The following is a 17,648-nucleotide window of genomic DNA, read 5'->3' as shown; positions in this document are numbered from 1 at the left end:
CGGCGGGACGACTAGCCGAGCAGTACCCGGCGCATGAGGAAGCCGACTCGGGCGCGACCGGCCACGGGGGTGTTGCCGAAGGATTGGCCGAGGTCGATGACCATGGCGAAGGCGGCGTGGACGAGGAAGCGGGCCTCGGCAGGGGTGAGGGCGGGGCGGACCTCGCGGACGAGGCGGGCCCATTCCTGGACGCTGAGGCGCTGGATATTGCGCAGGACGGCGCGTTCTTCGGCGGGGACGTGGCCGAATTCGGCGTAGTAGACCACCGCGAGGGCGCGTTCGTCGAAGGTGTCGGCGACGAACTGGTCGATCAGCACATCGAGGGCGGCGGCACTGTGTGGGGTGCTCGCGACGGCGGGACCGATGGCGCCGGACACCCGGTCGGCGGCGCGGCGGAACGCGGCGGCGAGGATGTCGCTCTTCCCACGGTAGAAGCGGTAGACCGCCGAAGCGGCGGAAAGCCCGGCGGCGGCGGCGATGTCCTCCACACTCACGTTCGGGTAGCCACGCTCGTGGAACAACTCGACCGCTTTGCGCAGCAGCAGTTCGTGTTTGAATGCGGCGGGGATCTGTGCCCGCACTGACTGCTCGGAAGCCGTTGCGGCAGGCGGAAGTTCGCAGTCGAGCAACGACATGCACGCCGAACCGAGCAGCTTGTGCACCGCCCGCGCGGGAAGCGCGGCGTGGTGGTCGGCGAGGCTGGTGACCACGCCGAACATGGCCGTGGACATCAGCCGTAGTTCCTCGGCACTCAGTTGCGGACGCAGGACGGCGAGTTCACGGTCGAACCCGGCGAGGACCGAACTCTGCTGCCGATCGAGAACCGCTCGGTCGGCGGGCTCGAGATAGCGCCCCTCCCAGCGCACCAGCGTGACGGTCGCCCGGTTCTCTAGGGTGGCGCCGATGAGCCCGGCGAGCCTGTGCCGCAACCGTTCCGGCGCCGACCGGACCTCGGCGGGTACCTCGACGGCCGTGGTGAAAGCCTGGCCGACCCGCAGCAATTCCTCCCGGAACAACGCGTACTTACTTGGGTAGTGCCGGTACAGCGCGGCCGAGCTGATGCCGAGCGCGGCCGCGATGTCCTCCATGCTCACCCCGTGATACCCGGCGGCCCCGAACGCCGCCGCCGAGGTGGCCGCGATCTGCGCCCGCCGATTCTTCGGCCTGCGCCGCACACCATCGACTACCGACCCACGTGCCACACGAGACTCGCCGACATTCATACCCGAAGTGTATTAAACGGTGTCGGAGGGCGTGATCCGGGCATACCAGTCGAGCAGTGCCGGGTCGTCGACCGCGCTGCGTTCCACGACGCGAGCCGGATCGGCGCCCTGGAAGAGCTTCTTGATGGGCACCTCGAGCTTCTTGCCGGTGCGGGTGTGCGGAATGCCCGGGGCCTCGCGGATCTCGTCGGGCACGTGCCGGGGCGAGACCTCGCTCCGGATGGCGGCATTGATCCGGGTCTTCAGGTCGTCGGTGAGTTCGGCGCCGGGCGCGAGCACGACGAACAGCGGCATCCAGTAGCCGCCGTCGGGCTGTTCGGCGCCGATCACCAAGGCCTCGGCGATCTCCGGGAACTGCTCGACCGCCTGGTAGATGTCGGCGCTGCCCATGCGGATACCGTGCCGGTTGAGGGTGGAGTCGGAGCGTCCGTGCACCACCACGCTGCCGTGCTCGGTGAGCGTGATCCAGTCGCCGTGGCGCCACACGCCGGGGTAGGTGTCGAAATAGGCGTCGCGGTAACGCTTTCCGTCCTCGTCGCGCCAGAAATGGACCGGCATCGACGGCATCGGCTGGGTCACCACCAGCTCACCGACCTCGCCGCGCACCGGCTTGCCCTGTTCGTCGAACGCGTCGAGAGCCACCCCGAGATACGGTGCCGACAGCTCACCCGGCCACACCGGTACGGTCGGTGCGCCACCGGCGAAGGCCGACACCACATCCGTGCCACCGCTGATCGAACTCACCTGCACACGCGGGCCGACGTTCTCGCTCAGCCACAGTGCGCTCGTCTCCGGCAGCGCCGAACCGGTGATGCCGACGGTGCGCAGGGCGGACAGGTCGTGATCGGTGCGCGGCACGGCGCCGGCCTTGATGCAGCCGAGCACATACCCTGGGCTGGTGCCGAACACGGTGGCACCGACCTGGGCGGCGATGCGCCACAACGCATCCGGGCCGCCCGCGGTGGGGCTGCCGTCGTAGGTGACGATGGTCGCGCCTGCCAGCAACCCGGCGACCTGGAAGTTCCACATCATCCAGCTCGGGCTGGTGTACCAGAAGAAGACATCATCGGTGCCGATATCGGATTGCAGCGCAACCGCTTTGAGATGCTCGAGCAGCACGCCACCGTGGCCGTGGACGATGCCCTTGGGCAGTCCCGTCGTGCCGGAGGAGAACACGATCCACAGCGGATGGTCGAAATCGACCGGGGTGGTTTCGATGATGCCGAAATTCTCGTCGGTGACCGTGTCGGCCCAGGCCAGTGCGTCCGGCACCGAGAGACCGAGCTGGGGCACGACGACGGTCGCGCGCAGACCGGGCAGCCCTTCTCGCAGCGCGGCGATATCGGCTCGCTTGTCGTGGTCCTTGCCGCCGAAACGGTAGCCGTCGGCGGTGACGAGCGCCGTCGGGTCGAGTTGTCCGAGCCGGTCGAGCGCGGCCTTGGCGGAGTAGTCCTGTCCACAGGCGCTCCACACCGCGCCGATGCTCGCGGTCGCGAGGAAGGCGACGACCGCCTCCGGGATGTTGGGCAGATAACCCACCACCCGGTCACCCGCGTCGACCCCCTGTTCGCGCAGGGTGCGGGCGAAGACGGTGACCTGCTCGATGAGGTCGGACCACAGGATCTCGCGCGGTTCGGCGTCCTCGTGCAGGGCGATGATCGCGGGCCTGCCGAACTGGGCCATCCGGATGATCTGGTCGACGTAGTTCAATCGGGTGCCCGGAAACCACTGTGCCCCCGGCATTTCCCGGGAACCGAGGACCTCGCCCGCCGTCTCACCGAGTTCGAAGTAGTCCCACAGCGCCTGCCAGAACCCCTCGAGGTCGTCGACCGACCACTGCCACAGGGCTCGGTAGTCCGGATAGGAGACGCCGGTGCGGGCGGTGACGAACGCGGCGAAATCGGTGATCCGGGCAGCCGCGATGTCGTCGTCGGTCGGTACCCATTGTGGTTGCACTGGCGTGGTCCTCCTCGGTTCAGGACAGGTCGGCGCGGCGCACGATCTGCTCGGCATGACGCAATACCGGTGCGTCCACCATGCGCCCTTCGAAGGCGAATACGCCACGGTGGTTCGGAACTTCGGCGAGAACCCTTCGCGCCCAGTCGGTTTCGGCATCGGAAGGCGCGTACCCGGCGCGGATCACCGGAACCTGACTCGGGTGGATGGCGACCTTGCCGTCGAAGCCGACCGCGACCGCGTCGAGCGTTTCCGCCGCCAGGCCGTCCAGATCCTTGATGTTCAGATACACCGAATCCAGCGCGAACCGGCCGAACGCCTTGGCGGCGAGCAGGCTGGTGGAACGCACGTGCCGGGCGATGTCGCGGTAGCTGCCGTCGGCGTGCCTGCTGGCATTGCCGCCGAGCCCGGCGATCAGGTCCTCCGCGCCCCACATCACCCCGATGGCGTTGTCCACCTGCACCGTTTCGGCGACGCGCACCGCGCCGAGCGGAGATTCGACCAGCACGATCACCTCGCACTCGGCGAGGTTGCGCACCTGCTCGGCCGACTCGCACTTGGGCAGCATCACCCGCCGGTAGTCGGTTTTCGCGAGGACGGCCAGGTCGTCGAGGTGGTCGTCGGTGCCCGCGGCGTTCACGCGGATCACGGTGTGCTGCGGGTCGAGTGGGGTGTCGAGCAATGCCTGCCGAGCGGCGGCCTTGTCGGCGGGGGCCACACCGTCCTCGAGGTCGAGAATCACCACGTCGGCGGCCGCGGCGGCTTTGGCGAAGCGTTCCGGACGGTCGGCGGGGCAGAACAACCACGCCGGGCCCGTCGGCTGCCAGGCGCTCATGTGGTCGGCGCCTTACGGACCAGGGTCTGCCGGACCGCGGTCGCCACCACCACGCCGTTCTGATTGCGCGCGGTGTGGGTGAGGCTCACGATGCCCTCGCCGGGGCGGCTCTTGGACTCGCGTTTGCCGGTGACCAGGGTTTCGGCGTACATGGTGTCGCCGTGGAACAGCGGGGCGGGCACGGTCATCTCGGAGAAGCCCAGGTTGGCGACCAGGGTGCCCTGGGTGAGCTGGGCCACCGAGAGACCGACCAGCGTCGACAGCGTGAACATCGAGTTCACCAGCCGCTGGTTGAACGGTGGCTGGGCGTCGGCGAACGCCGCGTCCAGGTGCAGGGCCTGGGTGTTCATGGTGAGGGTGGTGAACAGGACGTTGTCGGCCTCGGTGATGGTGCGGCCGGGCCGGTGCTCGTAGATCGTGCCGATCTCGAACTCCTCGAACCACAGGCCGCGCTGCACCACACGCTTCTCGGTCACAGTCCGAGCTCCCTTGCGATCAGCATCAGCTGCACCTCCGTTGTGCCCTCACCGATTTCCAGGATCTTGCTGTCACGGTAGTGCCTGGAGACGAGGTATTCGTTCATGAACCCGTTGCCGCCGAAGATCTGGGTGGCGTCGCGGGCGTTGTCCATCGCCGCCTCACTGGCCACCATCTTCGCGATCGAGGCCTGCTTCTTGAACGGTTTGCCCGCCAGCATGAGGGCGGCCGCGTCGTAGTAGGCGGTGCGCGCGGTGTGGGCGCGGGCCTCCATCCTGGCGATCTTGAACGCGATGGCCTGGTTGCGGCCGATGGCCTGACCGAACGCCTGCCGCTCGCCCGCGTACCGCACGCTCTCGTCCACACAACCCTGTGCCGCACCCACCGCGAGGGCGGCGATGGCGATGCGGCCCTCGTCGAGGATGCGCAGGAAGTTGGCGTAACCGCGACCACGCTCACCGAGCAGGTTCTCGCGCGGCACCCGCACATCGGTGAAGCTCAGCGGATGGGTGTCGGAGGCGTTCCAGCCCACCTTGTTGTAGGCGGGCTCGGCCACGAAACCCGGCGTCGAGGTCGGCACGAGGATCGTGGAGATCTCCTTCTTACCGCCGTTGTTGCCGGTCACCGCGGTGACGGTGACCAGGCGGGTGATTTCGGTGCCCGAGTTGGTGATGAACTGCTTGCTGCCGTTGATCACCCAGCTGTCACCGTCCTCGACGGCCGTGGTCCTGGTGCCACCGGCGTCGCTGCCCGCGTCGGGCTCGGTGAGGCCGAAACCGGCCAGCGCCTGCCCGCTGGTGAGCTGGGGCAACCACTCCGCGCGCTGGTCGTCGTTGCCGAACCGGTAGATCGGCATGGCGCCGAGCGACACACCCGCCTCGAGGGTGATGGCCACGCTCTGGTCGACCTTGCCGAGTTCCTCCAGCGCGAGGCACAGGGCGAAGTAGTCGCCGCCCATGCCGCCGAACTCCTCGGGGAACGGCAGGCCGAACAGGCCCATGTCGGCCATGCCTGCCACGACCTCGTACGGAAAGCTGTGGTCGGCATCGTGTTTCGCCGACACCGGGGCGACGACCTGCTGGGCGAAGTCGCGCACGGTGAGTGCCAGCTGACGGTATTCCTCCGGCAGGGAACCGGTGGACAGGTAGTCGGTCATGCGGTGGTTCCTTCACGTTCGATGTCGGCGTCGGCCGTGTTCGCGGCGTCGGTTTCGGCGGGATGGGCGACGACACGCACCAGCACTTGGTCCAGCTTCACCTGGGTGCCAGGCGAGGCGAGCACCTCCACCGTGCCCGCTACCGGCGCGGTGAGGGTGTGCTCCATCTTCATGGCCTCGATCACGATCACCGGATCGCCCACGGCGACCGTCGCACCGCTCGCGACCGGCGCCGCGATCACCGAACCCGGCATGGGGCTGCGGATTTCGGCGTCACCGACGTGCGCGGCATCGCCACGAACACTCGCCTCCGCCACCTCGCGCAGCACGCAGACGCGTCCGTTGCCGCTCACCCACAGCTGGCCGTCGGCCTCGGCCACCCGCACCTTGCGGCGCAGGCCGTCGATGGTGAAGACCAGGCCGTCGTCGAGCAGGGCGCCGGTCAGTGAGCTGGTCCCTGGATCCGCGGGCTCCTCCGAGTGTGTTCCGACGGTCGTTACCGGGTCGCCGGGGTGCTGCGTCGTGCCGGTGTGTTGTGGCGCGGCTGGGAGTTGGGTATCGCCTCGGTGTTGTCGCGCGCCCGATGGAGTGGTGTCGTCGTTCGCCAGCCACACACGCGCGGAATCCGGTGTGCCCGTGATGAATACGTGGCGCACCTGATCGCCCGAAGCGAGCCGGATCGCGGTCGGCGCCGGCGTTCCGAGTCGCCAGCCCGACGGAATCGACCACAGGTCGGCATCGGGCTTCGGCCAGCGCCGCAGCCAGTGATACGTGGCGGCGGCGATGAATTCGTCATCGGTGGGTTCGGCGGGGGCGAAGTCCGCGACCCGGCGGTCGAGCAGTGCGGTGTCGAGGCGACCCGCCTGCACATCGTCGTCGGCCAGCAGGAAGCGCAGAAACTCGATATTGCTGGTGACACCGAGCAACACCGTCTGTTCCAGCGCCCGGTCGAGCGCGGCGAGCGCGTCGGCGCGGGTGTTGCCGCGAGCGATCACCTTCGACAGCATCGGGTCGTAGTCGCTGCCGACCACGGTTCCCACGGACAGCCCCGAATCCACTCGGATGCCTTCGCCTTCCGGCTCGGACAGGGCGAGCACCGTGCCACCGGTCGGGAGGAAGCCGCGGCCCGGGTCCTCGGCGTACACACGGGCCTCGATCGCGTGCCCGACCAGGTGGATCTCGTCCTGGGTGCGCGCCAGCTTCTGCCCGGCGGCCACCCGGACCTGGCATTCCACCAGGTCGATGCCGGTGACCATTTCGGTCACCGGGTGTTCCACCTGCAGTCGCGTGTTCATCTCCATGAAGAAGAACTCGTCGGGCCGGTCGGCGGAGACGATGAACTCCACGGTGCCCGCGCCCACGTAGTCGACGCTGCGCGCGGTATTGCAGGCCGCGGTGCCGATCCGCGCCCGGGTGGCGGCGTCGAGCAGCGGCGAGGGTGCTTCCTCGATGACCTTCTGATGCCTGCGCTGCAAGCTGCACTCGCGCTCACCGAGGTGCACCACATTGCCGAAAGCGTCTGCCAGCACCTGTACTTCGATGTGCCGTGGCCGGGTGACGAAACGCTCCAGGAACAGGGTGTCGTCGCCGAAGGCGGCACCGGCTTCACGACGGGCGCTCACCAGCGCGGCGGGCAGGTCCTCAGGCCGCTCGACCAGGCGCATGCCCTTGCCACCACCACCGGCCGACGGCTTCACCAGCACGGGGTAGCCGATATCGGTTGCGGCGGCGATCAATTGGTCGTCGGTGAGGCCGGGTTCGGCGATGCCGGGGACCACCGGAACGCCGAAAGCCGTCACCGTCTTCTTCGCGGTGATCTTGTCGCCCATCACCTCGATGGCCTTGGCGGGCGGTCCGAGGAAGACGATGCCCGCATCGGCCAATGCGGCGGCGAACGCCGAATTCTCCGACAGGAAGCCGTAACCCGGGTGCACCGCCTGCGCGCCGGAACGCACAGCGGCGTCGACGACCTTCTCGATCGACAAGTAGCTCTCGCGCGCGGGCGCCGGGCCGAGTCGCACCGCGACGTCGGCCTCGCGCACATGGCGCGCCTTCTTGTCGGCGTCGCTGTACACCGCGACGGAACGAATGCCCATGGCACGCAACGTCTTGATGACGCGCACCGCGATCTCACCGCGATTGGCGACCAGGACGGTGTCGAATTCGACGGGTTGGGATTTGTTCAGCATGTCGCTCACATCCGGAAGACGCCGTAGGAAACGGGTTCGAGTGGCGCTTGCGCACACACCGAAAGGGCAAGTCCGAGCACGGTTCTGGTGTCGGTGGGGGCGATCACGCCGTCGTCCCAGATGCGCGCCGTCGCGTAGTAGGGGTTGCCCTGGGTCTCGTACTGCTCGCGGATCGGGGCCTTGAACGCCTCCTGATCCTCGGCCGACCAGGGCTTGCCCGCGCTGTCGAGCTGGTCGCCGCGCACCGTGGCCAGCACCGAGGCGGCCTGCTCGCCACCCATCACCGAGATACGCGCGTTCGGCCACATCCACAGGAAGCGCGGCGAATACGCGCGCCCACACATGGAGTAGTTGCCCGCACCGTAGGAACCGCCGATCACCACGGTCAGCTTCGGCACCCGCGCGCATGCCACCGCGGTGACCATCTTCGCGCCGTGCTTGGCGATACCACCGGCCTCGTAGTCGCGGCCGACCATGAAGCCGGTGATGTTCTGCAGGAACAGCAGCGGGATCTTGCGCTTGTCGCACAGTTCGATGAAATGCGCGCCCTTCATGGCGGATTCGCTGAACAGCACGCCGTTGTTGGCGACGATGCCGACCGGATGACCGTGGATGCGGGCGAAACCGGTGACCAGGGTCTTGCCGTACTCGGCCTTGAATTCCTGGAAACCGCTCTCGCCGTCGACGATCCGGTCGATCACCTCGCGCACGTCGTACGGCGTGCGCGGGTCGACAGGGACCACGTCGTAGAGCTCGTCCTCGGGCTTGGCCGGTGGGGTGCTCGGCAGCACCTCCCACGGGGCCTCGGGGCGCGGGCCGAGGGTCGAGACGATATTGCGCACGATGCGCAGCGCGTCGCGGTCGTCGTCGGCGAGATGATCGGTGACGCCGGAAGTGCGCGAATGCAGCAGGCCACCGCCCAGTTCCTCGGCGGTGACGACCTCGCCGGTCGCCGCCTTCACCAGCGGCGGGCCGCCGAGGAAGATGGTGCCCTGGTCGCGCACGATCACGGCCTCGTCGGCCATCGCGGGCACATACGCGCCGCCGGCGGTACAGGAGCCGAGGACCGCCGCGATCTGCGCGATGCCGCGCGCGCTCATGTTCGCCTGGTTGTAGAAGATGCGGCCGAAGTGGTCGCGGTCGGGGAACACCTCGTCCTGGCGGGGTAGGAACCCGCCGCCGGACTCGACCAGGTACACGCACGGCAGGTTGTTCTGCGCGGCCACCTCCTGGGCGCGCAGGTGCTTCTTCACCGTGATCGGGTAGTAGGTGCCGCCCTTGACCGTCGGGTCGTTGGCCAGCACCAGGCATTCCCGGCCCGCGATCCGGCCGATGCCCGCGATCACGCCCGCGCCGGGGCACTCGTCGTCGTACATGCCGTTGCCCGCCAGCGGCGCCAGCTCGAGGAAGGGGCTGCCCGGGTCGAGCAGTTCGTCGATGCGGTCGCGGGGGAGGAGCTTGCCCCGGGCGACGTGGCGTTCGCGCGACTTCTGCGGGCCGCCGAGCGCGGTCGTGGCCAGCCGTTGCCGCAGGTCCGCCACCAGGGCGAGGTGCGCGTCTCGATTGCTCGTGGCGGCCTCGGTGTCATTGCCGAGGTCGTGTGTCACCGTCATCGGGCCATCCTGCCATCCGGTTAATCGCCAATAACTGAAATTCAGGTTAATGTTGATTAACCAAGTTGTCCAGAGGTGGAAGGAGCGCCGGTGGCCGAACCCGTCCAGGCGACCCGGCGCGAGCAGCTCAAGGCCCAGCGCCGGGAACAGTTGCTCACGGCAGGCGCTCGCTTGATCGCCGACCGGGGTTTCCTCGGTGTACGCCTCGACGACCTGGGCGCCGCCGTCGGCATCAGCGGACCCGCCGTCTACCGGCACTTCGCGAACAAAGAGGCACTGCTGGTCGAACTGCTCGTCGGCATCAGTGAGCATCTGCTCGCCGGCGGCCGCGCGGTGGTCGCCGAATCGTCGACGGCCGCCGAAGCCCTCGCCGGCCTGGTCGACTTCCACCTCGACTTCGCCTTCGGCAACCCCGAACTCATCCGCATCCAGGACCGCGACCTCGACAAGGTCCCCACCCCCGAACGCCGAGTCCTACGCCGTACCCAGCGCCAGTACGTCGAAGTCTGGGTAGAAGTCCTCCGCGAACTGCGCCCCGCCCTCGCGGAGGAAACCGCCCGAATCCAAGCCCACGCCGCCTTCGGCCTCATCAACTCCACACCTCACAGCGCGTCGGCTGCGAGTGCTTCCCGAGCCAGACCGGTGCTGCGGCAGATGGTCTTGGCCGCACTGACGGCCGGCTGAGAGAGCCGACCGGATCAGTTGCGTGCGGACGGTCGGGTACATCGCTGACTACTCCGCGATGCGGGTCCACAGCCAGCTCGGGCCGACTGTCTCGGCGCCATGCGCTGCAACCCTCGCGCGCAACTCCCGGTCGGCGGTGACGACGATGATCGTGTCGTAGTCCGCGGTGGCGACCACCTCGACGATCGCGTCGTCGCCCGACCCTTCGGCGAGAACGGCTTTCAGCGGGGCGGAGGCCACATCCGCGCCTGCTTTCGCGGCACCTTCGAGCACCACGATCACATCGGCGGTGTTGCCCAGCCCGGCGAGTTGGGCGAGCAATCGCCGGGCGGCACCGGCACGGTCCTTCCACCACCCGTCGGGGCGCGAACCGATGACGTTGGCCGCATCGACGACGATCAGCTGGTCCATCCGCCCAGTCTGCCCCTCCAGCGCGGAGCGACAGGCCTCGCGGGTTCCTGGGTGGCGGCGGGGGAGGGGCCTACGCTGGGCCCATGACTTCCCTGACGGATCCTCAGGTGCGAGAGTTCCTTTCCCACGGCACACGGACGGGCAAGGTGGCGTTCACGGCCAAGGACGGGCGGCCCTTGGTGACGCCGATCTGGTTCATCGTGGAAGGTGATGAGCTGGTGTTCAACACCGGGAAGGAGACCGCGAAGGGGCGGGCGTTCGCGCGGGATCCCCGGGTTGCGATGTGTGTGGACCTGGAAGAACCGCCCTATGGGCTGGTGGAGGTGCAGGGGACGGTCGAGTTGTCGGAGGATCCGGCGGAGCTGGTGCGGACCGCGACCGCGATCGCCGCCCGGTACATGGGTGCGGATCGAGCCGAGGAATTCGGCAAGCGCAACGGGGTTCCCGGCGAGCTGGTGGTGCGGGTGCGGCCGACGAAGGTCATCGCGCATTTCGACATGACCGGGTAGGTCAGCGGGGCGCGGGCACATCCGGTTCGGGCGGGAGGACGGGTACTTCGGTCGGGAAGACGGGCTCGTTGTCCATCGGTGCGGCGTCCGGGCCGGGAGTGGACGGGTCGTACGGCGCGGGATCGCGGTCGAAGATCGGATTGCTGCAGGAAGCGCCGGGTTCCGGTGTGGTGTAAGGGTTGTTGCGCAGGGCGGTGATGAACTGGTCGACGCGCGCGTCGGTCGCGCTGTCGAGGACGAGCTGGTGGCCCCACGACTGCAGCGAGATCGGATCGGCCATGTTCGGGATGGGCGACATGAAGGTGTATGTCCTGCCCTGCACCTTGTTTCGCAGCGTCGCCTGATCGTCGGCACTCACCCGCGCGGGGTTGTAGGCGATCCACACCGCGCCGTGTTCCATCGCGTGCACCGCGTTCTCGGTCCGGATGCCCTCGGGATAGACCACACCGTCGCAGGCCGCCCACACCGCATCGTGCGTGCCACCCATCGGCGGGATCGACGTGTACGCCACCCGCTGCGTGCTCGGCACATGATTGCCGAGCGGGTATTCGGCGGTGACGACACCGGGGATGTCCTTCGCCGGGTCCTGGTTGTCCTCGGAAGGCGCGAAGCTGTCCACGGCGGTCGTCGGATGACCTTTGACGGCATCGTCACCACAACCGGCCAGCGCGACCGACGCGACCGCCAGCAGGCACGCGCTCACTCTGTTCCGTACCCGCATGGGACCCTCCTCGTCGTGCCTGCGCTCGCCGTCCGAGACGAACTTACTGGCAGTCCGCCCACACCGCCGTGGACTCGGCTCCGGCGGTGTGATCAGGTGTTGGAACGACTGGTCGAGACGAACTGCTTGCCCGGGTCGACCATCTTGCGCACGGTCGCGCCTTTCGAATACTCCCCGAGCGCGGTCATATTCCAGCCGTGTGCGGCGCGGGCGAGCATGGCGAGGAAGACGCCCGTGGTCGGTTCGCCCTGGGACAGTTCGAAGCGGACCAGTTCGGAGCCGGTGTGGTCGTCGAGGAGACGGCAGTGTGCGCGGCCGACCTGATCGAATTTGTGGCCCGCGAAGGAGTTGACCGTGAAGATCAGGGCGTAGACCTCCAGGGGAAGGGCCGTCAGGTCTACGGTGATGACCTCGTCGTCGCCGTCACCGTGGCCGGTCAGGTTGTCACCGGAGTGTTTGATGGCGCCGTCGAATGCCTCGCGTCGTAGGAACCAGACGTTGGTGAGTTTCTTGGCCCGGTCGTCGTAGGCGATGACGGAGGCGTCGAGGTCGATCTTGGTGCCGTGGGTCGCCGGGTCCCAGCCCAAGCCCATTCGCACCCGGGCGAGTGGCGGTGCACCGGCCTTGGTGAGCGACACCGTTTCGCTCTTGCGCAGGGTCACATGCCCTTTCGACAGGTCGACCGTCGGGCGTCCGAACCGCGGTGGTTCAGAGGTCGTCGGCGCCGATCGAACCTCGGCCGGTGGGGCAGGCTGAACCTCGGCGGGTGACGAGGGTTGCGCCCCGGCTGCCGATTCCTGGGCCGGTTCGTCATCGACGCTGATGCCGAAATCGGTCGCGATACCCGCCAGCCCCTGCGCGTATCCCTGACCGACCGCACGGACCTTCCACCCGTCCCCGCGCCGGTACAGCTCGCAGGCGATCAACGCGGTCTCCGGCCCGAGTCCGGTCGGGGTGAACGCGGCGAGCAGGGCGCCGGTCGATTCGTCGGTCACCGTGATCCGGGGCGGTCCGGCCCGGCCCCAATCGGCGGGTCCGGTGCCGTCGAGGCTGGCGGTGAAGGCGATCCGGTCGATCTCGGCGGGCACCGCGCCGAACGACACACGGACGGCCTCGGCCGAGACGACCTCGACGCCCGGTGCGACCGGTTGGTTGTAGAAGACGAAATCGCTGTCGGAGCGCACCTTTCCGGCGGCGGTCAGCAACAGGGCGGCGAGATCGGCTCCCGTGTCGGCCGCCACGGTGATCCGCACCTCGCTCGACGGCACCGGTGCGTTCGCGCCCTTGGACAACTCCATGGTCTACCTCAACTCATCGGGAGCCCGTCGTCGCAACGGCCTTCGTCGCCACCGAACCTACTGCCGTGCCCGGCGGGCATCCAGCCGAGCGAGCGCACGGGAACCCGGATCCTTCCCATGCCTGACCCATCGACAACCACGATGACCAGCAGGAATGCGCGCGTCGCTGGCAGGTTGAGGCGACAACCAGGGCTACCGTTTCGACAAGTTTCGTAGCAACGAGGCCGGCGAACGGAGTTCTGGCATGGCCGGACGGACTGCGGCCCAGGCGTGGGTCGCCACGCTTCTCGGTGTGGTGCTCGTGCTCGGCACCGCGACGCACGCGTCGTCCCAGCCGCCGGGCCCGTCCGCCCCGCGCACGTCCGACCATTTCGAGGATCCCGAATCCGGCTTGTCGATCGACGTGTTCTATTGCAGCGCCCGAACCCAGACCTACCGGGTCCCACCGGGCACGACGAGCCTCTACATCGAGGCCGTCGGTGGACAGGGCCAGACGCCGAACCCGAACTTCACCGGCATCGGCGGGCTCGGCGGCCAGGTCAGCGGTGGGCTGCGGGTGAGTCCGCAGCAGGAGTTTCAGGTCCAGGTCGGGTGCGCGGGTGGCGAGAACGGCGGCTTCTCGCCGTACGCCTCCGGTGGTGCCAGGGGTGAAGCGGTCGATCAGCTCACGAATTTCGGCACGGTCTACTCGAGCGGCTGGGACGGTGGTGGTGGTGGCGGCGCGTCGGCCGTGCTCGGGCCCGACAATGAGCCCGTGCTTGTCGCGGGCGGCGGAGGCGGCGCGGGTGGCAACGCCCCGGACTGCTATTCCGTGTCGCCCGTGCAGGATTCGACGTTCTTCTATTGCGGTGGCGGCTCCCGTCGCGACGGCGGTGACGGTGGCGACGGCAGCGCGGCGGTCGGCTGGCAGGAAGGCCCGCCGTGGACCGGCGGAGCGGGGGAGAACAACCCGGCGGGCACCACGCCGAGCGGTCTGACCTGCGGCGGCACCCGCGCGGGCGGTGTGGGCCACACCTTCGACAAGACCGGCGGCGGTGGTGGCGGGGGCGGCGGGGGCGGTGGCTACCTGGGCGGTGCCGGACAGGGCGGCGGCTGCGGCGGAGCGGCCGCACCGGAGACACCGATCACGCACGGACCGCACGCCGCGCCGGGCGCCGGTGGCGCGGGTGGTGGCGGCGGGACTTCGTATGCGTCACCGAGCCTTTCGAAGGCGAGCGTGACCACCGCGTCGGTCTCCGGTGACGGCTACGTCCTGTTCCTCACCTCGGCCGACGGTGTCCGCACGACGACTTTCGGTGTGCACGGCGAATCCGCGCAGTACTACTGCGTCGGCGACGGCGTGGACGAGATCTTCGCCGACGTGCTCGGCGGGTCCGGCGCGGGCGGCGGCCACGACTTCGGCGATGTGGGCACCGGTGGCGCGGGCAGCGGTGTGCAGGCGGTGATCGCGGTGCAGGAACGCAAACAGCTGAAGATCGATGTCGGGCATTACGGCGGGCCCGGCGGCGGGTGGGGATACGGGACCGGCGGGGCGCGCGGCACCGCCGACTCCGGCGCGTCCTACAGCGGGGCAGGCGGTGGTGGCGCGTCGGCGGTGAGCCAGAACGCCGCCGACTGCGGCACGCGACCGTCCTCGGACAACCGGCCGATCATCGTCGCCGGGGGCGGTGGCGGTGGCGGGGGCAACGGCTTCAGCGCCGATGGTGGCGATGGTGGCGACGGCGGTCCCCAGCCCGGCGACGGCACCAGTGGCGGCTTCGGTGGCGGCTTCGGCGGTGAGGGCGGCAGCGAGCGTGGCGTGCACGGCGGCCACGCCACCGGCAGTTCCACCGGCGGTGGGGGCGGGGGCGGTGGGGGCGGTAGTCACGGCGGCGGCAAGGGCCACGGCGCGCAGGACGGCAACGACGGCGGCGGTGGCGGTGGGGGCGGCGGCGAGTCGATCGTCGACAGCGTCGCGAACCAGCCACCGCACTTCTACAACGGGCCCGACGGCAGTCACGGGAATCGGGACCGGCTCAACGACGGCAAGGTCCAGCTGATCGTCCCGATCCCGTCGAAACGCAGTCGGGTGGAACTGATCTCCGGCAACAGCCAGAGCGCCTACTCGGGACAGCGGTTCGCCGAACCGCTGCGGGTGCGCTTCGTCGACGCGATCCACGGACCGCAGGCGGGCAAGTCGATCACCTTCGCCATGCCCGCCGGCCAGCCGCCCGCCGCCGTGTTCGACAACGGCCGCGACACGATCCAGGCGACCACCGACGCCGACGGCTACGCCCAGGTGAACCTGACCGCGCTGCCCGCGACGCGGCAGGGCGAACTGCCCGGCGGTTTCCTGGTCGACGCGTCGGCCACCGACGATCCGGCCCACCTGATCGGCGGCGCGGTGTTCCGGCTGCACGACGACCAGGTGCCGACCGAGATCGAGGTGACAACGACCGCGCCGAACCACATCGCCCAGGTCGGTGAACCGGTCGGCTTCAGCGCGAAGGTGAGCCAGAAGCCGGGAACCACACCGGCGTTCGGGACACCCGCCGGGCATGTGCGCTTCGAGATCGACGGTGTCGCGACGCCGGGACCGATCGAGCTGGTCGACGGGGTGGCGACGCTGCCGCCGATCGACGGCCTGCGACCCGGCACCCACCACGTGCTCGCGACCTACCTGGCCGACGACCCGACCAGGGTGTTCGCACCGGTCTTCGGCAGTGTCGGGGTGCTGGTGCAGTCGGTGAAGGTGCCCACCGAGGTCCATCTGACCCTCCCGCCACCGCCGATACTCGCAGGTGCGGTCGTCGGCGCCACCGTCACCGTGCCGACGCCGAAGCCGGACGCGCCGAAACCCACCGGCGGGATTCAGTTCTCCCAGAACGGTTCCGCACTGGGCGATCCGGTGACCCTCGGCCCGGACGGCACGGCGAGTTCGCCGCCGTTGCGGGTCGGCTCGGGCACGATCGAGGCGCACTATTCCGGTGACGAGGTCTACGAACAGTCGACCGGCCGGGCCGAACTCACCGTGTACATCGCCACCTCGACGACGAAGGTGAGTGCCAGTCACAACCCGGTCACCTACTTCGAGCAACTCGACCTCACCGCCACGGTCATCCGCGATCCCGCAGGCGAACTCGACACCGGCACCGTCCAGTTCTCCGCAGACGGCAAGCCACTCGGCACACCCGTCCCGGTCGACGCCGGGCTCGCCATCGCCCGCGATGTCGACGTCTCCCACCTGGGCTTCGGCACCCATCTGATCACCGCCGACTACTCGGGCGACACGGACTCCGGTGTGGCGCCCAGCCGCGGCACGATGACACTGTGGGTGCTGAAGGTCGGCGGTTCGCCGGGCGACCATCCCGCCGACGTCAGCGTGCACCTCGACCTACCCCGCACCGCCGACCCCGGCCAACGGGTGACCGCGACCGTCACCGTCACCAATGTCGGCGGACGACAAGCCGCCGACGTCGAAGCCCGGCTCTCGACCCAGGGTTGGCACCGCCTGGTCGATCCCGGCGGCGGTGAGGTGCGGCAAACGCATGTGCGATTCCGGCTCCCCACCCTCGAAGCGGGCGAGACGCGAACCTTCACCGTCGTCCTCGAAGCGCCACAGCGCCTGGCGCTGATCACCTCGTTCCTGCACGCGTCGAGTGCGAGCACCGATATGAACCCGGCCGACAACTTGCACCTCGCCTCGACCTTCGTGCGGGCGCGAATGAGCTGAGACCTTCTCGGCGTTCTACGCTGCTGCCATGACGGTGCATTTCATCGGGGCGGGCCCCGGCGCTGCCGACCTGCTCACGGTGCGCGCGGTGAACCTCCTGCGCGACAGCCCGGTCTGCCTGTACGCGGGGACCTACCTCGACCCCGAGGTACTGGCCCACTGCGCGCCCGGCACGGAACTGATCGACACCCAGCGCCTTGACCTGGACCAGATCACCGCCCACCTCGTGCAGGCGCATGAGGCGAATAAAGACGTCGCCCGCCTGTGCTCGGGCGACCCGTCCATCTATTCGGCACTCACCGAACAAACCCGCCGCCTCGACGCGCACGGCGTCCCCTGGGACATCACCCCCGGCGTCCCCGCCTACGCGGCGGCCGCGGCGATCCTCGGCACCGAACTCACTGTTCCCGAGGTGGTGCAGTCGGTGGTCCTGACCCGCACCCAGGCCCGCTCGACGAAGATGCCCGAGGGCGAGGCCCTGGCGAACTTCGCCGCCACCGGCGCCACCCTCGTGCTGCACCTGGCCATCACGAGGATCACAACCCTCGCCGACGAACTCGCCGAGGAATACGGCTCCACCTGCCCGGTCGCCGTCGTCTACCGAGCCAGTCAGCCCGAACAACTGGTCCTGCGCGGCACCCTCGCCGACATCGCCGCCCAGGTCGAATCGGCGGGCCTGCGCCAAGCCGCCGTCATCCTCGTCGGCCGTGCGATGAACATCCCAGCCACCTGCGCCCAGTCACACCTCTACGACCCGGCCCGTCAGCGCGGTGAGTGATCCGAACTCGGGCATGTGACCCATCACTCAATCGCTCGCGCGCACGACCGCGAGAGTCGGGATGTGAGGTGCACGGAACAGTCAGC

At 69.0% G+C, this 17,648-nt stretch carries 14 protein-coding genes; 4 read left to right on the top strand and 10 right to left on the bottom strand.

Annotated elements, in window-relative coordinates; genetic code table 11:
• Positions 1–11: 11 nt before the first annotated feature.
• From AB0I19_RS13780 to AB0I19_RS13750, 7 genes are read right to left on the bottom strand one after another with little or no spacing between them, the layout of a single operon-like run.
• Positions 12–1,223 (bottom strand): helix-turn-helix domain-containing protein, encoded by a 1,212-nt coding sequence (locus tag AB0I19_RS13780; RefSeq protein WP_357148343.1) that lies wholly within the window; start codon positions 1,221–1,223, stop codon positions 12–14.
• 12 nt (positions 1,224–1,235) lie between these two features.
• The gene (locus AB0I19_RS13775; protein ID WP_357148341.1) at positions 1,236–3,179 is read right to left on the bottom strand and encodes an acetoacetate--CoA ligase; all 1,944 of its coding nucleotides are present in this window, start codon (positions 3,177–3,179) and stop codon (positions 1,236–1,238) included.
• Positions 3,180–3,198: 19 nt separating this feature from the next.
• Positions 3,199–4,014 carry a CoA ester lyase gene (locus tag AB0I19_RS13770; protein WP_357148338.1) on the bottom strand — a complete coding sequence of 272 codons (816 nt, stop codon included), beginning with the start codon at positions 4,012–4,014 and terminating at the stop codon, positions 3,199–3,201.
• Positions 4,011–4,490 carry a MaoC family dehydratase gene (locus AB0I19_RS13765; protein WP_067485249.1) on the bottom strand — a complete coding sequence of 160 codons (480 nt, stop codon included), beginning with the start codon at positions 4,488–4,490 and terminating at the stop codon, positions 4,011–4,013. Before AB0I19_RS13765 ends, AB0I19_RS13770 begins: the two co-directional genes overlap by 4 nt.
• Complete coding sequence (locus tag AB0I19_RS13760; protein WP_357148335.1) at positions 4,487–5,647, bottom strand: acyl-CoA dehydrogenase family protein; 1,161 nt, start codon at positions 5,645–5,647, stop codon at positions 4,487–4,489. Before AB0I19_RS13760 ends, AB0I19_RS13765 begins: the two co-directional genes overlap by 4 nt.
• Complete coding sequence (locus tag AB0I19_RS13755) at positions 5,644–7,836, bottom strand: biotin carboxylase N-terminal domain-containing protein (protein WP_357148332.1); 2,193 nt, start codon at positions 7,834–7,836, stop codon at positions 5,644–5,646. Before AB0I19_RS13755 ends, AB0I19_RS13760 begins: the two co-directional genes overlap by 4 nt.
• 5 nt (positions 7,837–7,841) lie before the next feature.
• Positions 7,842–9,449, bottom strand: a complete 1,608-nt coding sequence (locus AB0I19_RS13750) for a carboxyl transferase domain-containing protein (RefSeq protein ID WP_357148330.1) — start codon at positions 9,447–9,449, stop codon at positions 7,842–7,844.
• A 90-nt stretch (positions 9,450–9,539) separates the two neighbouring features.
• On the opposite strand from AB0I19_RS13750, the gene AB0I19_RS13745 reads away from it, so the two are divergent.
• Positions 9,540–10,133 carry a TetR/AcrR family transcriptional regulator gene (locus AB0I19_RS13745; RefSeq protein ID WP_357148327.1) on the top strand — a complete coding sequence of 198 codons (594 nt, stop codon included), beginning with the start codon at positions 9,540–9,542 and terminating at the stop codon, positions 10,131–10,133.
• Between the two features lie 48 nt (positions 10,134–10,181).
• Here the strand turns inward: AB0I19_RS13745 and AB0I19_RS13740 are convergent, their stop codons facing one another.
• Complete coding sequence (locus AB0I19_RS13740; RefSeq protein WP_357148324.1) at positions 10,182–10,544, bottom strand: hypothetical protein; 363 nt, start codon at positions 10,542–10,544, stop codon at positions 10,182–10,184.
• Between the two features lie 83 nt (positions 10,545–10,627).
• Between AB0I19_RS13740 and AB0I19_RS13735 the strand changes: the two genes are divergently transcribed.
• Positions 10,628–11,053 carry a PPOX class F420-dependent oxidoreductase gene (locus tag AB0I19_RS13735; RefSeq protein WP_067641819.1) on the top strand — a complete coding sequence of 142 codons (426 nt, stop codon included), beginning with the start codon at positions 10,628–10,630 and terminating at the stop codon, positions 11,051–11,053.
• A 1-nt stretch (position 11,054) separates the two neighbouring features.
• Here the strand turns inward: AB0I19_RS13735 and AB0I19_RS13730 are convergent, their stop codons facing one another.
• Both AB0I19_RS13730 and AB0I19_RS13725 read right to left on the bottom strand, forming a co-directional pair.
• Positions 11,055–11,774, bottom strand: coding sequence for a DUF3105 domain-containing protein (locus AB0I19_RS13730; RefSeq protein ID WP_357148321.1), 720 nt, complete (start codon positions 11,772–11,774; stop codon positions 11,055–11,057).
• 92 nt (positions 11,775–11,866) lie between these two features.
• Positions 11,867–13,072 carry a TerD family protein gene (locus AB0I19_RS13725; RefSeq protein ID WP_357148318.1) on the bottom strand — a complete coding sequence of 402 codons (1,206 nt, stop codon included), beginning with the start codon at positions 13,070–13,072 and terminating at the stop codon, positions 11,867–11,869.
• Positions 13,073–13,316: 244 nt separating this feature from the next.
• On the opposite strand from AB0I19_RS13725, the gene AB0I19_RS13720 reads away from it, so the two are divergent.
• Entirely contained in the window at positions 13,317–16,784 is a 3,468-nt protein-coding gene (locus AB0I19_RS13720; RefSeq protein WP_357148315.1) for an Ig-like domain-containing protein, read from the top strand.
• 28 nt (positions 16,785–16,812) lie between these two features.
• Positions 16,813–17,562, top strand: a complete 750-nt coding sequence (gene cobM, locus AB0I19_RS13715) for a precorrin-4 C(11)-methyltransferase (protein ID WP_357148312.1) — start codon at positions 16,813–16,815, stop codon at positions 17,560–17,562.
• The last annotated feature ends 86 nt before the right edge of the window (positions 17,563–17,648 follow it).

Source organism: Nocardia sp. NPDC050413, from assembly GCF_040655475.1.
Classification (GTDB): Bacteria; Actinomycetota; Actinomycetes; order Mycobacteriales; family Mycobacteriaceae; genus Nocardia; species Nocardia coubleae.
Note: the sequence above shows the minus strand (reverse complement) of the source record. Positions and strands in the feature narration are given on the sequence as shown.